Origin of the sequence: Thermomonospora sp. CIF 1 (assembly GCF_001896795.1) — a bacterium.
GTDB lineage: Bacteria > Actinomycetota > Actinomycetes > Streptosporangiales > Streptosporangiaceae > Thermomonospora > Thermomonospora curvata.
This window is the reverse complement of the sequence record NZ_MOYN02000023.1, coordinates 195,658-208,989: the sequence shown is the minus strand read 5'-3', so window position 1 is coordinate 208,989 and position 13,332 is coordinate 195,658. Positions and strand designations below refer to the sequence as shown.

The 13,332-nt window shown below is 72.5% G+C and carries 14 protein-coding genes; 10 read left to right on the top strand and 4 right to left on the bottom strand.

The window, feature by feature from the left end; genetic code table 11:
• Positions 1-299 precede the first annotated feature (299 nt).
• Together BUE48_RS19350 and BUE48_RS19345 are read left to right on the top strand one after the other, a co-directional pair.
• On the top strand, positions 300-839 hold the full coding sequence (locus tag BUE48_RS19350) for a hypothetical protein (RefSeq protein ID WP_012854206.1): 540 nt from the start codon (positions 300-302) through the stop codon (positions 837-839).
• Positions 839-1,936, top strand: a complete 1,098-nt coding sequence (locus BUE48_RS19345) for an OmpA family protein (RefSeq protein ID WP_286990679.1) — start codon at positions 839-841, stop codon at positions 1,934-1,936. Before BUE48_RS19350 ends, BUE48_RS19345 begins: the two co-directional genes overlap by 1 nt.
• Before the next feature lie 152 nt (positions 1,937-2,088).
• On the opposite strand, the gene mce is transcribed toward BUE48_RS19345, so the two are convergent.
• On the bottom strand, positions 2,089-2,526 hold the full coding sequence (gene mce / locus BUE48_RS19340; RefSeq protein ID WP_012854204.1) for a methylmalonyl-CoA epimerase: 438 nt from the start codon (positions 2,524-2,526) through the stop codon (positions 2,089-2,091).
• A gap of 160 nt (positions 2,527-2,686) precedes the next feature.
• Here mce and BUE48_RS19335 point away from each other — a divergent pair, with 160 nt between their 5' ends.
• Both BUE48_RS19335 and BUE48_RS19330 read left to right on the top strand, forming a co-directional pair.
• Positions 2,687-3,877, top strand: coding sequence for an acetyl-CoA C-acetyltransferase (locus BUE48_RS19335; protein WP_012854203.1), 1,191 nt, complete (start codon positions 2,687-2,689; stop codon positions 3,875-3,877).
• Positions 3,878-4,256: 379 nt separating this feature from the next.
• On the top strand, positions 4,257-4,580 hold the full coding sequence (locus tag BUE48_RS19330; RefSeq protein ID WP_012854202.1) for a DUF3817 domain-containing protein: 324 nt from the start codon (positions 4,257-4,259) through the stop codon (positions 4,578-4,580).
• Positions 4,581-4,665: 85 nt separating this feature from the next.
• On the opposite strand, the gene BUE48_RS19325 is transcribed toward BUE48_RS19330, so the two are convergent.
• Together BUE48_RS19325 and BUE48_RS19320 are read right to left on the bottom strand one after the other, a co-directional pair.
• Positions 4,666-5,991 (bottom strand): hypothetical protein, encoded by a 1,326-nt coding sequence (locus BUE48_RS19325; RefSeq protein ID WP_041440104.1) that lies wholly within the window; start codon positions 5,989-5,991, stop codon positions 4,666-4,668.
• Positions 5,984-6,763: an ATP-binding cassette domain-containing protein gene (locus tag BUE48_RS19320; protein ID WP_012854200.1), complete on the bottom strand. Its 780-nt coding sequence runs from the start codon at positions 6,761-6,763 to the stop codon at positions 5,984-5,986. Before BUE48_RS19320 ends, BUE48_RS19325 begins: the two co-directional genes overlap by 8 nt.
• Positions 6,764-7,118: 355 nt before the next feature.
• Here BUE48_RS19320 and BUE48_RS19315 point away from each other — a divergent pair, with 355 nt between their 5' ends.
• From BUE48_RS19315 to BUE48_RS19305, 3 genes are all read left to right on the top strand, one after another.
• A complete protein-coding gene (locus BUE48_RS19315) occupies positions 7,119-8,057 on the top strand; it encodes a tetratricopeptide repeat protein (RefSeq protein ID WP_012854199.1) in 939 nt (312 codons plus the stop codon).
• A 69-nt stretch (positions 8,058-8,126) separates the two neighbouring features.
• On the top strand, positions 8,127-8,774 hold the full coding sequence (locus BUE48_RS19310) for a cytidylate kinase-like family protein (RefSeq protein ID WP_148233062.1): 648 nt from the start codon (positions 8,127-8,129) through the stop codon (positions 8,772-8,774).
• Between the two features lie 160 nt (positions 8,775-8,934).
• Positions 8,935-10,335: an NAD-dependent malic enzyme gene (locus BUE48_RS19305; protein WP_012854197.1), complete on the top strand. Its 1,401-nt coding sequence runs from the start codon at positions 8,935-8,937 to the stop codon at positions 10,333-10,335.
• Between the two features lie 37 nt (positions 10,336-10,372).
• On the opposite strand, the gene BUE48_RS19300 is transcribed toward BUE48_RS19305, so the two are convergent.
• Positions 10,373-11,080, bottom strand: a complete 708-nt coding sequence (locus BUE48_RS19300) for a hypothetical protein (RefSeq protein ID WP_286990678.1) — start codon at positions 11,078-11,080, stop codon at positions 10,373-10,375.
• Positions 11,081-11,245: 165 nt separating this feature from the next.
• Between BUE48_RS19300 and BUE48_RS19295 the strand changes: the two genes are divergently transcribed.
• From BUE48_RS19295 to BUE48_RS19285, 3 genes are all read left to right on the top strand, one after another.
• On the top strand, positions 11,246-11,821 hold the full coding sequence (locus BUE48_RS19295) for a YqgE/AlgH family protein (protein ID WP_012854195.1): 576 nt from the start codon (positions 11,246-11,248) through the stop codon (positions 11,819-11,821).
• A gap of 10 nt (positions 11,822-11,831) precedes the next feature.
• Positions 11,832-12,083: a DUF3039 domain-containing protein gene (locus BUE48_RS19290; RefSeq protein WP_012854194.1), complete on the top strand. Its 252-nt coding sequence runs from the start codon at positions 11,832-11,834 to the stop codon at positions 12,081-12,083.
• Between the two features lie 339 nt (positions 12,084-12,422).
• Entirely contained in the window at positions 12,423-13,289 is an 867-nt protein-coding gene (locus BUE48_RS19285; RefSeq protein ID WP_012854193.1) for a zinc metalloprotease, read from the top strand.
• The last annotated feature ends 43 nt before the right edge of the window (positions 13,290-13,332 follow it).

Sequence of the window (13,332 nt, the reverse complement as noted above, 5' to 3'; positions counted from 1 at the left end):
CGCCACTGCCTCGTTGGGGGCTCATCTTAACGTGCTGCGTGGAATGTCCCTTTTGTCGGGCTGTTGGAGGCGTTCCGGGAGTGCCTCTGAAGCCGGGGGCAAACCCCCCACTGCAGCCTGAATCACCACACTGTGACCGCGCACAACCGCCCAGTAGGGTCTGTGATATCGATCACGTCACAATCCGGTCATCAACCGACATCGGCGGATCGTCGTCGTATGAAGCGCGAAGCTCCGGGGGCCCATGCTCCCGTCCGGCCCCCGGATGATCACTTTCCTTCCCCCACGGAGGTGACCGAATGCGTCGTGCTCTCGGAGCCGGCGTTCTCATCTTCGCCGCCCTGGCGGCGACCGGCTGCGGCCTGCTGGGAGGCGGCGAGCCGCCCCCGACCCAGGCGCCCAAGGCCGAGATCGGCCCCGACAACCACGTCAAGGGCGCCATCGCCAAGGCCGTGCAGCCCTATGCGGGCAAGGAGGTCTACGTCGACGTCCTGTCACTGCAGCGCCACGACAAGGTGCTGCGGCTGGTGTACGCCGTCACCCCGCGCGCCAAGACCGACAGCGACGCGCTGCCCAAGGAGACCTTCGGCGGCAACTGGCAGAGCGGCAACGCCGGCGCCCCCTTCCTCCTGGACACCGAGAACCTGCGGGTGTACGACAGCCTGACCATCGGCAGCGGCGAGGACGCCCGGTGCGCCTGCTCGACCGGCCTGGGCGACTACCCGCTGGACCAGCCCACCGTCCTGTACGCCGACTACCCCGCCCCGCCGAAGGAGGTCAAGGAGCTGACCGTCGTCATGCCGGTGGTCGGCCCCATGCCGGGGGTGAAGATCTCCTGATGCGCACCCGCACCGCCCTCACCGCGGCGGCCCTCGCCGCGCTGCTGGCCGTGCCGCTCGGCGGGGCGGCCGTCGCCGCCCCCTCCCCGTCCCCCTCGTCCTGGCCCGAGCCGGGCACCGACGGCTCCGGACGGCGGGCGGGGGAGGGGCGGCCGAAGACGATCGCGATCCCGCCGCCCGGCACCCTGCAGCAGAACCGCAAGTACTACACGCCGATCGAGGAGACCACCGAAAAGGGACGCAAGTCCTTCACCCTCCAGGCCGACGTGCTGTTCAAGACCGGCAGCGCCGACCTGTCGGCGGCCGCCGAAAAGTACCTGGCCGACGTCGTCGCCAAGCTCAAGGAGGCGAACGTCACCGGAGAGGTCCAGGTGGTCGGCCACACCGACGACGTCGGCGAGCCGGAGGACAACCTCGCCCTGTCCAAGCGACGGGCCGAGGCGGTGGTCCAGGCCATGCAGCCTCAGCTCGCCAACACCGGCATCACCCTGATCCCCGAGGGCAAGGGCGAGAGCGAGCCGCGCGAAAAGGGCACCTCCCCGCAGGCGCGCCAGCGCAACCGGAGGGTGTCCATCCTGTACGGCAAGGCCTCCGGCGACCCTCCGCCCCGGCCCGACCCCCGCTACATCTCGGTCCCGGTGACCGAGACCGCCCCCGACCCGGGGCTGCGCCCGCTGCCGGGAGAGCCCGCCCCGCTCGCCTCCACCCAGCGGACCATCAACGGCACCTGGACGGTCCGGCTGGACGTGGTGGAGCTGCGCCGCCAGGGGCCCTTCCTGAAGGTCGGCTACCGCACCCGGCTGGTCGCCCAGCGGGGGACGAGCGGGCTGAACTACCCGGCGCTGTTCGACGGCGACACCAACGGGTTCGACGGCTACGGCTACCACGCCACGCTGATCGACAAGGCGCACGGCGAGGAGCTCAGCGTGGTGATCACCGGCCGGGGCGTGCCGATGCGCGACTGGCTCGGCGGCAACGAGAAGGTCGGCGCGGTCAAGTACGGCTGGGCGCTCTTCCCGCAGCCCAGCCAGAAGACCGACAGGCTGTCGTTCTACATCCCGGCCTTCGGCACCATCGACGACCTGCCGGTCGGCTGAGGCGCTTCCGGCCGCGGAACACCCCGCGGCCGGAAGCGCCCTCATCGCTTCGCGAGCCGGTTCCGCCGCCCGGGCGGGCGGCGGAACCGGCGGGCTCGACGCCCGGCCCGCTCACCGGGCATGCGGCCGGCTCCCGCGGGCCGGGCGGCGGGTCAGTGCCCGGCGGGCTTGGCGGCCTGGACCAGCTCGGTCAGCACGCCGCCGCAGTCCTTGGGGTGCAGGAAGGTGATGCGCGAGCCCATCGAGCCGCGGCGGGGGGAGTCGTACAGCACCCGGATGCCCTTGGCGGCGATGCCGTCGGCCTCCTCCTGCACGTCCCCGTCGGTGCCGAAGGCGATGTGGTGCACGCCCTCGCCGTTCTTGGCCAGGAACTTGGCGATGGGGGAGTCGTCGCGGATCGGCTCCAGCAGCTGCAGGTAGGTGGCGCCGCCGTCGCCGGCGTCGTTGATCTTGATCATCGCCTCCCGGACGCCCTGTTCCTCGTTGACCTCGGTGTGCACGTCGGTGAACCCGTAGGTGCGCCGGTAGAACTCCACGGCGGCGTCCAGGTCGCGGCAGGCGATGCCGATGTGGTCGATCCGGGTGAGCATGGGCGGGTCCTCCTTGTCGGGGCCGGTCACGGCGGGCGCGGCCGGCTGCGCGCCGGGCCGCGCGCCGGATCCGGCGCAGGGACGGCCCGGCCGAAACCGGCCACGGTGCTGTGGGTATCGTGACAAAGACGTTGTGGACCAGTTGTGGAGGCCCCCTGTCATGCCCGCGAACTCGGTGATCGTCGCCGGAGCCCGCACCCCCATCGGCCGCATGCTCGGCTCGCTTAAGGACTTCTCCGCCACCGACCTGGGCGGCATCGCCATCAAGGCGGCGCTGGAGCGCGCGGGCATCACCGGCGACCAGGTGCAGTACGTGATCATGGGGCAGGTGCTGCAGGCCGGCGTCGGCCAGCTGCCCGCCCGCCAGGCCGCGGTCAAGGCCGGCATCCCCATGAACGTGCCCTCGATCACCATCAACAAGGTCTGCCTGTCGGGGCTGGACGCCATCGCCCTGGCCGACCAGCTCATTCGGGCCGGTGAGTTCGACATCGTGGTGGCCGGCGGCATGGAGTCGATGACCAACGCCCCGCACCTGCTGCCCAAGTCCCGCCAGGGCTTCCGCTACGGGTCGATCGAAGTGCTCGACCACATGGCCTACGACGGCCTCACCGACGCCTTCGACCACCTGCCCATGGGCGAGTCCACCGAGCGCTTCAACGCCAAGCTCGGGCTGACCCGCGCCGAGCAGGACGAGTTCTCCGCCCGCTCCCACCAGCGCGCCGCCGAGGCGATCAAGAACGGGGTGTTCGACGCGGAGATCGTCCCGGTGCCGGTGCCGCAGCGCAAGGGCGAGCCGGTGCTGTTCACCGCCGACGAGGGCGTGCGGCCCGACACCACCGTCGAGGCGCTGGCCAAGCTGCGCCCGGCCTTCACCAAGGACGGCACCATCACCGCCGGGTCCTCCTCGCAGATCTCCGACGGCGCCTGCGCGGTGGTGGTGATGTCGGCGGCCAAGGCGGCCGAGCTGGGGCTGACCCCGCTGGCGGAGATCGGCGCCCACGGCAACGTCGCCGGCCCGGACAACTCGCTGCACTCCCAGCCGTCCAACGCCATCAAGCACGCCCTGGCCAAGGAGGGCATCGGCGTGGACGACCTGGACCTGATCGAGATCAACGAGGCGTTCGCCGCGGTCGCCGTGCAGTCCATGCGCGACCTGGGCGTCGGCCCGGAGAAGGTCAACGTCAACGGCGGGGCCATCGCGCTGGGCCACCCCATCGGCATGTCCGGCGCCCGCATCGTGCTGCACCTGGCCCACGAGCTCAAGCGGCGCGGCGGCGGGGTCGGCGCGGCGGCGCTGTGCGGCGGCGGCGGCCAGGGCGACGCCCTCATCGTCCGCGTCCCGCGCGCCTGAGCACCGGCGCACGGGGGCTCGCCGGGCGTCCACGGCGGTCACCGTGACGGTGGGGAAGCCGAGCGACCTCGGCGGGCCCTCCGGCACGAGCCGGGTGTTGCGGTCGGCGCGCTCGCGCAGTCCGCTCTCTTCCGCGGCCTGCCGGGCGCGCCGAACGGCCGGCGCGTAAAGCCGCCGCCGGTTCCGGCTCGGGGCGGCCCGCTTCTCGCCGTCCGCTTTCGATCCTGCCGAAACAGAGGGCATTCCCCCGGCCAAGAGCGCATCACGTGACGGCGGGGACACACTCACTGGAGCGCCGGCGGGCACCCCTGAACGGACCCTGGCGGGGGTGCCCATAGCCTGGGAGCCGAAAGTCTTTCCGGAGAAAGAGCAGGTTCTCGTGGACTCTGTGCGCGTCTTCCGCATCGTTTCGCTGGTGGAGGCGACCTCTTTTCTGCTGCTGCTGGTGGCCAGCGTCCTCAAGCGCGCCGCGGACTTCCCCGAAGGCGTGACGGTGCTCGGCCCCATTCACGGAGTGCTGGTCATCGCCTATGTGGGGCTGGCGTTCCTGACCCGTCCGCAGACCGGCTGGAGCAACGGCCGGCTGGTGCTGGCCCTGGGCGCCGCGGTCCTGCCGGTGGCGCCGTTCTTCGTGGAACGCAAGTGGCTGCGCCCCCTCGAGGAGGAGAACGCAACGGGGCAGAGCGCTCCGCACAGCGCCTGACCTCGCCTTCTGCCATCCGGCATCCCGCGCCGAACCGGCCGCGAAAGCCCCAAGGGATCGGGCGCGGGACGTCCCGTCCGATCCTTTAGCGGAAGTGCCGGAGGGTGAGCGTGCAGGAGCGGTAGGCGCTGTAGTTCTCGGCCAGCCAGGCGCGGCGGCGGGCCTCGTCCCAGCCGGCGAAGCGCTGCGCGGCCAGCGTGAGGCGCTCCACGGCCGGGGCGCTGACGCTGGCGGCCACCGACGCCCGCTCCAGGTTGCCGGTGGCCGGCTTGGGCGAGGAGGAGGGGGCCGCCGGCGGGGCCTCCTCGCCGCGCAGCCAGACGTCCACCAGCGCCCGGTAGGCCAGGCCCCGGGCGTTCCGGGGGTCGGCGCAGGAGCGCCGGTCGGTCAGCGCGGTCTGGATCTGCCGGACGACCTGGCGTTCGAAACCCGGGTTCAGCGAGGGGATGTGGACGAAGGCCACCCCGCCGTGGATGCCGGTCGGCTCGCCGTCGGGCCGCTGCACCACGCGGGTGAAGGCCCCGGGGGTGGCGCCGAGCCGCGCGGCCAGCGGGGTCAGCGCGGTCTCCAGCGCCGGCAGCGCCCCGGCCAGCGCCGGGTGCACGCAGATCGTCAGCGGCCACTGCCGGCACACATGCCCGACCCGGGCCGGGACCACGGCCTCCTGCCGGGAGACCAGCCGGTGAGTGCCCAGCGCGGTCGCCGCCAGCGCGCACACCAGCGCCACCACCAGCGCCCGGCGCCTGGTCAGCGTCCACACATAGCCGGTGACCAGCGCCGCCACCAGGCCGGCCGTCCACAGCAGCTGCGCGGCGGGCACCGCGGCGTGCAGCGTGGTGAACGGTTCCAGCCGTCCGATCGCCGCGGGGGGCAGCAGAGCCGCCCACGACCCGGGCCCGCGCAGCCCCGCCCACAGCCCGCTCACCACGCCCGTGGCCGCGACGGTCGGCAGATAGGGCAGCAGCCGCCCGGCCAGATACCCCACCACCGCGTGCAGCACCAGGGCGAGCGCACCGGCCAGCAGGCCCAGCGGGTGGGCCGGGCCCGGCCGCTGGGTCAGCGCCGTCTCGCCGATGACCGCCACCGCCGTCACCCCGTAGGACAGCAGCACCGTGTGGGTGAGCAGCAGCATGTCCAGCAGCGGCCCGGTGGCCGGCGAACGGGCGCTCAGGTCGCGCAGGTAGCCGAGCCGGTGCTCGCGGACCGCCAGCCAGGCCGCCAGCATCGCCGCCAGCGGGCCCGTCCAGCGCACCGAGGCGGTCAGGGCGACCAGGGCGTTGTCCCAGCCGGCGACTCCCGGGGTCATCGCCCGCCAGGCGGCCACCACTCCCACCAGCGCCAGGGAGGGCACCGCCACCAGCGGGGCGATGCGGCGGGCGTCCAGCCGCAGCACCTGTCCCAGCTCAGACACAGGCGCCGCTGCCCACGATCAGCGGAGCGGGCCGGATGGGCCGCTCCAAGACGGGCTGGACGGCCCGCCCGGCGGGCTCGGCCGGTGCGGGGCGGGCGGGACCCTCTTCGGCCGGGACGGGGGAGGCGGCGGTGTGCTCGGTGAGCCGGCCGCGGCTGAGCACCAGCACCCGGTCGCACCAGCCGGCCAGCTCCTCGACGCGGCGGGCGGTGACCACCACGGTGGGCGCCACCGTGCCCAGCAGCGCGGTCAGCGCGTCGGCCTCCCCGCCGGTCAGCCCGGTCAGCGGCTCATCCAGCAGCACCAGATCGGGTTCGTGCACGCAGACCGCGGCCAGCCCGGCGCGCAGCCGCGCCTCCGGCGGCAGCAGCGCCACCTCCACTTCGGCCACGTCGGCCAGTTCCAGCCGCCGCAGCATCGCCGGCCCGGCACTGGCCGGAACCCGCCGGTAATAGGCGGAATAGGCGACGAATTCGGCCACGGTGAATCCCTGCGTCCACCAAAAATCGGCCGGCAGATAACCGATCCGGGACCGTATGGCGCGCGCATCGCGCGCGCTCCGAATCTCGTGGCCGAGAATTCCCAGTGTGCCGGCATGGTGCCGGCGCAGCGTTGCGAACGTGGCCAGCAGGGTGGACTTGCCGGTGCCCGGCGGACCGGCCATGCCGATCACGCCCCCGGTGACGTCGAAGTCCGCCGGGCGCAGCAGCCACCGCCCAGCGCGGCGGACGCCCATCCCGCGGGCCACGATCGCGGAGCAGTCCGCGATCATTGAACCCCCAAAAATGCCATGCATCGCGACGGATGCGGCCATCCCAAAGTGCGTGCCGATTTCTTTGACCTTGGGCGGGCGGCGGGCCGTGCCCCTTTGCCGTCGCAACACGCATCGACCCCAGCACTATAACCGCGCTTGGCGAGCGTCGTCAGCTTCCTTTTCGAGAAGGCGTGTCGGGTGAACGTGATTGTTTACTCTTCAGAAAATGCTCGAATTCATTCGATGAGCGGATTTGACGGGGCGAGCCGGGGCGGGAGCGCCCAGAGCGGGCCGCCGCACCGGGCCGGCGGGCCTCGATCGCCGATGGCGGACAGGTGCACGCCGCGCCGCCGCGATGGGGCAGGATGGATCCATGGCTTCTCGGGACTTCTCGATACGCGGGGCGATCGATCTCGGTGCCCGCCAGGCCGCGCTCAAAAAGCAGCAGGAACAGGCGGCCAGGGCCGCGCAGACCTCCGGGAACGGGCCCGGTGCGGCCGGCGGTTACGTCGTGGACGTCACCGATGCGACCTTCAACACCGAGGTGGTCGAGCGTTCCCGGTCGGTCCCGGTACTGGTGGACTTCTGGGCGGAGTGGTGCGGGCCCTGCAAGCAGCTGGGCCCGATCCTGGAGCGGCTCGCCGAGGAGGCCGCCGGCCAGTGGATCCTCGCCAAGGTCGACATCGACGCCAACCCCCAGCTGGCCGCCTACATGCAGCAGATGGGGGTGCGCGGCATCCCGTTCGTGGCCGCGGTGGTCGGCGGGCGGCTGATGCCCCTGCTGCCGGGCGCCTACCCCGAGCCGCAGGTGCGCCAGATCATCGGCCAGTTCATGGACGCGTTGCGCAGGGAGGGCATGCTGCCGCAGGGCGGACCCGGCGCCGGTGCGCAGCCCGAGCCCGACCCGGTCTACGCCAAGGCGCAGGAGGCGCTGCAGCGCGGCGACCTGGAGGCGGCCAAGACGGCCTTCCAGGAGATCTTGAACTCCTCCCCCCAGGACGCCGGGGCCAAGCGCGGGCTGGCCGAGGTCGAGCTGCACCTGCGGGCCCGCCAGCTCGACCCCGGGCGGGCGCTGGCCGAGGCGGACGCCGCCCCCGCCGATGTGGCGCTGCAGACGAAGGCCGCCGACGTGGAGATGCTCTCCGGCCGGGTCGAGGAGGCCTTCGAGCGGCTGGTGGCCACCGTCCGCCGCACCGCCGGCGAGGACCGCGACGCCGCCCGCAAGCACCTGCTGTCGCTGTTTGAGGTGCTGCCGCCGGACGACCCGCGGGTGTCCCAGGCCCGCCGCCGCCTGCAGACCGCGCTGTTTTGACCGGCGCTCCCCTTGCGGGACGTTCGGAGGCGAGGACCCGGCGGGCATGATGGTGATGTGCCCGCCCGGGTGGTGACGATTTCGGCCACGTTCGGCGCCGGGGGCGAGGTGATCGGCCCCGCCGTCGCCGAGCGTCTCGGGCTGCCGTTCGTGGACCGGGCGGTGCCGATGGCGGTGGCGGCCGAGATCGGCTGCTCGCTGGAGGAGGCGCTGGCGCATGACGACCGGGCGGCCCACGGCCTGGCCCGCATCCTGGCCGGCGCCGCCCGGGTGCCCGGGGTGACGCTCGGCGGCATGGACGTCTACCTGCCGGACCGGGAGCTGATCCCCGACGAGGAGTTCGTCGCCCACACCGAACGGGTGATCAGGCAGCTGGCCGCCGGGGACGGCGGGGTCATCCTGGGCCGGGCCGCCGCCGCGGTGCTCGGCGACCGTCCCCGCACCCTGCACGTCCGGCTGGACGGCCCCGCCGACCGGCGGCTGGAGCAGGCGCTGCGCGGCGCGGCGGACGATGCCGGGGAGCACCCCGCCGAGGAGCGGCGGCGGGCGCTGCGCCGCCTCCTGGACGACGACGACCGGGCCCGTGCCGCCTATGTCAAGCATTTCTATCGGGTCGACCCGGCCTCACCTCGGCTCTACCATCTGGTGATCGACAGCACCGTGCTGCCGGCGGACACGGTCGTCTCACTGATCGTCACGGCCGCCCGGTCGCTGTGAACCACCCGGTGCGCTACTCCAATTCGAGCCGCCGACCAAGGCCGTCGTGCGACGATGAGGGTGGGACAACGCCGTTTTCTCCTGGCGCGGCGCCGGGGGTACCGGGGGTCTTGTCACCCCGGCTGATGTGCAATCACGTCGTAAGTAGGGGGCAATCGTCGTGGCCACCGCGCCAAGCGTGTCTTATTCGATCACCGTCCGGCTGGAGGTCCCGGCCGGAGGACGGGCGGTCAGCCAGATCACCCACGTGGTGGAGAACGCCGGGGGCATCGTCACCGCCCTGGACGTCAACACCGCGGCCCACGAGACCATGCGCATCGACGTGACCATCGCCACGCGTGACACCGAGCACGCCGAGGCGATCGTCACGGCGGTCGAGGCGATCGAGGGGGTGCGCGTCCACAAGGTCAGCGACCGCACCTTCCTGATGCACCTCGGCGGCAAGATCGAGATGCGCTCCAAGGTGCCGCTGCGCACCCGGGACGAGCTGTCCATGGCCTATACGCCCGGGGTGGCGCGGGTCAGTTTGGCCATCGCCCGCAACCCCGAGGACGTGCGGCGCCTGACGGTCAAGCGCAACAGCGTCGCAGTGGTCACCGACGGCTCGGCGGTGCTGGGGCTGGGCAACATCGGCCCGCAGGCGGCGCTGCCGGTGATGGAGGGCAAGGCCGCGCTGTTCAAACGGTTCGCCGACATCGACGCCTGGCCGATCTGCCTGGACACCCAGGACACCGACGAGATCGTGCGGACGGTGCAGATCATCGCGCCGGCCTTCGGCGGCATCAACTTGGAGGACATCTCCGCCCCCCGCTGCTTTGAGGTGGAGGCCCGGCTGCGCGAGCTGCTGGACATCCCGGTCTTCCACGACGACCAGCACGGCACCGCCATCTGCGTGCTGGCCGCGCTGACCAACGCGCTGCGCGTGGTGGGCAAGGACCTGTCGTCGGTGCACATCACCATGGCCGGCGCGGGCGCGGCCGGCAGCGCCATCCTGCGGCTGCTGCTGCACGCCGGGGCCAAGCACGTGATCGTGTGCGACCACCGCGGCGCCGTCCACGCCGGACGCGACGACCTGGACGATTCGCTGCGCTGGATCGCCGAGCACACCAACGCCGGCGACTACCGCGGCGACCTGCGCGGGGCGGTCAAGGGCGCCGACGTGTTCATCGGGGTCTCCGCCCCGGGCATCCTCACCGGCGCCGACATCGCCGCCATGAACGACGACGCGATCGTGTTCGCGCTGGCCAACCCCGAGCCGGAGGTGGCCTACGACGAGGCCCGCGAGCACGCCGCCGTGGTGGCCACCGGCCGCAGCGACTACCCCAACCAGATCAACAACGTGCTGGCCTTCCCCGGGGTGTTCCGCGGGCTGCTGGACGCCCAGGCCAAGGGGGTCGACGAGGACATGCTGCTGGCCGCCGCGCGGGCGCTGGCCGCGGTGGTGAGCGACGAGGAGCTCGGCCCCAACTACATCGTGCCCAGCGTCTTCCACCCGGATGTGACGCCCGCGGTGGCCGCCGCGGTCCGCGAGGCCGCCACCGCCGTCCGCGCCGGGTCCTGACCGGCCCCCGCCCGGACGGGGGCCGGGCCGGCCCGCCTCAGGCGGCGTTCTTCTTGTCGGGGAAGACGCGTTCGCGGCGGCGCGGCCAGATGCCGCCGTACCAGAAGATGATGGCGCCGGTGATCATGGCGGCCACGCCGGTGATGGTGCGGGTCCACAGCACGCCGGAGTCGGACCCGGTGTGCGGCAGCTCCTCGCGCGCCGGGGCGGCCCGCCGGCAGTCGGCCGTGCGGGTGGCCCGCTTCACCGGTTCGTTCCGCCAGGTGACGGTCACCCGGGTGCGGCGGTCCTCGCGCAGGGTCAGCTCGGTGGTGCGGGTTCGCCCGGCCTCCAGGCGGTCGCCCTTGGGCGGGCTGTCGTCGTCGGTCTCGATGGTGTAGTCCTGCGGGGTGGTGCCGGTGTTGCGGACCGTCACCTCGACCGTGCGGCCGGGGCAGTCGACCCGGCCGATCGTCACGCTCAGCGGCGGTGCGGGGGTGCCGGGCCGCGGCGTGGTCGGGGTCGGGGCGGGAGTGCCGGTGGGGGTCGGGGTCGGTGACGGGCTCTTGGAGGGGGAGCGGCTGGGCTGCCCCTCGCTGGGTGAGGCGCTGGGACTTTCGGTGGCCGGCGGTGTGGAGCCGCCGACCGATGACGGGCTCTCCGATGCGTTCGAGCTGGAGGAGGCGGTGCGCACCAGTGCGGGCACCGCGATCAGCAACCCGATGACGAAGAACACCGCCGCGATGATGACCCTGGGCAATTGCATCGCGTTCTCCCGCCCCGTCGGTCCGCGTCAAATCCGCGGCTGCCAGTGCCAGATCGTTTCCCGGTCGTTCAATATTCTCCCGATACCCGGGTCGGCGTGAATCAATTACGGCTCAACTCGCCGGGGCGCATGCCGCCGGCGGCCGGGCCCGAGCATCATGGAAGCATGGACGACGGCATCGCGGTGGGACGCCTGCTGGTGGCGACCCCCCATCTTGAGGACCCCAACTTCCGGCGCACTGTCGTCCTGATCGCTGAGCACGACGAGAACGAGGGCACCTTGGGCGTCGTCCTCAACCGGCCGCTGGAGGTGCCCGTGGACCGGGTGCTGCCGCCGTGGGCCGAGCTGACCACCAGCCCCAGTGTGGTCTTCCAGGGCGGCCCGGTGGCGGTGGACACGCCGCTGGCCCTGGCCCGGGTGCCCGGCACGGAGGAGCCGCTGGGCTGGCGGGCGCTCGACGGCGACACCGAGGTGGGCCGGGTGGGGCTGGTCGATCTGGACGCCCCGCCGGCGCTGATCGCCGCCGAGATCATCCAGATGCGGGTGTTCGCCGGCTACGCCGGCTGGGCCCCCGGCCAGCTGCGCGCCGAGATCGCAGAGGGGGCCTGGTACGTGGTGGCGGGCGAGGCGGCCGATGTGTTCGCCGGCGAGCCGGAGCGGCTGTGGCAGACGGTGCTGCGGCGGCAGCGCAGCGAGCTGGCGTTCGTGGCCACGTTTCCGGAGGACCCGAGCCTGAACTAACCTGGTCGAGATGAGCACCAAGATTCTTCCCGACAGCGATGTGCGGCCCGATCTGTCTCATGGCGACGGCGACCATGAGCGTTTCGCGCACTACGTCCAGAAGGCCAAGATCACCGAGAGCGCGGTGACCGGCACCCCCGTCATCGCCCTGTGCGGCAAGGTCTGGGTGCCGAACCGGGACCCCAGCAAGTACCCGATCTGCCCCGAGTGCAAGGAGATCTACGACGGGCTGCAGCCCGGCGACGGCGACGGCCAGGAGTGACCGTTTCGCCCGCTTCGGGGCGCTGAAGCGGCGCTCTGCGGCCGCCCTGTCGCGGAAAACCCCGACGGGCGCCACGCCGACCGTGCGATAGTTCGGCCTGTCACCATGTGATTACGACGGGTCGGGGGAGTCATGGTTCAGTGTGGCGTCCGGATCGGGGTGTGCGCTCTGGCTGTCACCGTCAGTGCCGGCTTGAGCGCTCACGGTGCCTGGAAGGTCTCGTCCGCCGCTCGGCCGGCGTCCCAGGCGGCTTCGGCGGCCGCCGACTCCTGCCCACCACAGGCGGGCGGCGGGCGGGATCGCGCGCTGCGGCGGGCCGCGCCGCACGAGGAGCCTGCCGTGGGGCTGTTCGCCGGGTTGCCGCGGGGACTGCGGCCCTCGCCGCCGGGCCGCGACCCCGCCCGGGACCCGGCCGCCCTCAGCGGCGACCAGGTCACCGCGATGCTCGCCGAGCTGCGGCGCAAGCTGGTCGAGCGGTACGGCACCGCCAATGAGGCCGCCGCCGCCCGGGCCGCCCGCCGGACCGGGAAGATCATCGTCCCGGTCCGGTTCCATGTCATCACCGACGGGGAGCGGGGGAAGGTGTCGCGGGTGCGGGCCGCCCGGCAGATCGCCGTCCTCAACGCCGCCTACGCCGGCCGCAGGAAAGGAGCGGTCGACACCGGCGTGCGGTTCCGCCTGGTGAGCTACGACGTCACCACGAACGCGACCTGGTTCAAATACCCCATTCATTACGAGCGGCAAATGAAGGCCGCTTTGAACAAAGGCGGCGCGACCACCCTCAACCTGTACACGGCGGCGGTGGGCATCGACGTCCTGGGCTTTTCCACCTACCCGCAGTACTACAGCAGCCGGCCCGGCGAAGACGGCGTGGTGGTCGACTACCGCAGCCTGCCGGGCGGGTCGTATGAGGAGTACTCGCGCGGCCACACCGCCGTTCACGAGGTCGGGCACTGGCTGGGACTGTTCCACACCTTCGAAAACGGCTGCAGCGAGCCCGGCGACGGGGTGGACGACACCCCCTATGAGGCGACGCCCACCGACGGCTGCCCCGACACCAAGGACACCTGCCCGTCTCCCGGCGCCGACCCCATCCACAACTTCATGGACTACTCCTGGGACACCTGCATGCGGGAGTTCACCGCAGGGCAGGGCCGCCGGATCCGCGCCTCGTGGGCGGCCTTCCGCGCCGCGGCCGACGGGTAGCCGGAGGGCCTTTTCGCCGTCCCACGCGCTGTCAGCACGGCTC

What these genes read in the sequence shown, in the direction of transcription:
- BUE48_RS19300 (WP_286990678.1), bottom strand. Translation starts at nt 11,080, where the DNA reads ATGCAATTGCCCAGGGTCATCATCGCGGCGGTGTTCTTCGTCATCGGG.
- BUE48_RS19335 (WP_012854203.1), top strand. Translation starts at nt 2,687, where the DNA reads ATGCCCGCGAACTCGGTGATCGTCGCCGGAGCCCGCACCCCCATCGGC.
- BUE48_RS19345 (WP_286990679.1), top strand. Translation starts at nt 839, where the DNA reads ATGCGCACCCGCACCGCCCTCACCGCGGCGGCCCTCGCCGCGCTGCTG.
- mce (WP_012854204.1), bottom strand. Translation starts at nt 2,526, where the DNA reads ATGCTCACCCGGATCGACCACATCGGCATCGCCTGCCGCGACCTGGAC.
- BUE48_RS19320 (WP_012854200.1), bottom strand. Translation starts at nt 6,763, where the DNA reads ATGATCGCGGACTGCTCCGCGATCGTGGCCCGCGGGATGGGCGTCCGC.
- BUE48_RS19290 (WP_012854194.1), top strand. Translation starts at nt 11,832, where the DNA reads ATGAGCACCAAGATTCTTCCCGACAGCGATGTGCGGCCCGATCTGTCT.
- BUE48_RS19315 (WP_012854199.1), top strand. Translation starts at nt 7,119, where the DNA reads ATGGCTTCTCGGGACTTCTCGATACGCGGGGCGATCGATCTCGGTGCC.
- BUE48_RS19295 (WP_012854195.1), top strand. Translation starts at nt 11,246, where the DNA reads ATGGACGACGGCATCGCGGTGGGACGCCTGCTGGTGGCGACCCCCCAT.
- BUE48_RS19350 (WP_012854206.1), top strand. Translation starts at nt 300, where the DNA reads ATGCGTCGTGCTCTCGGAGCCGGCGTTCTCATCTTCGCCGCCCTGGCG.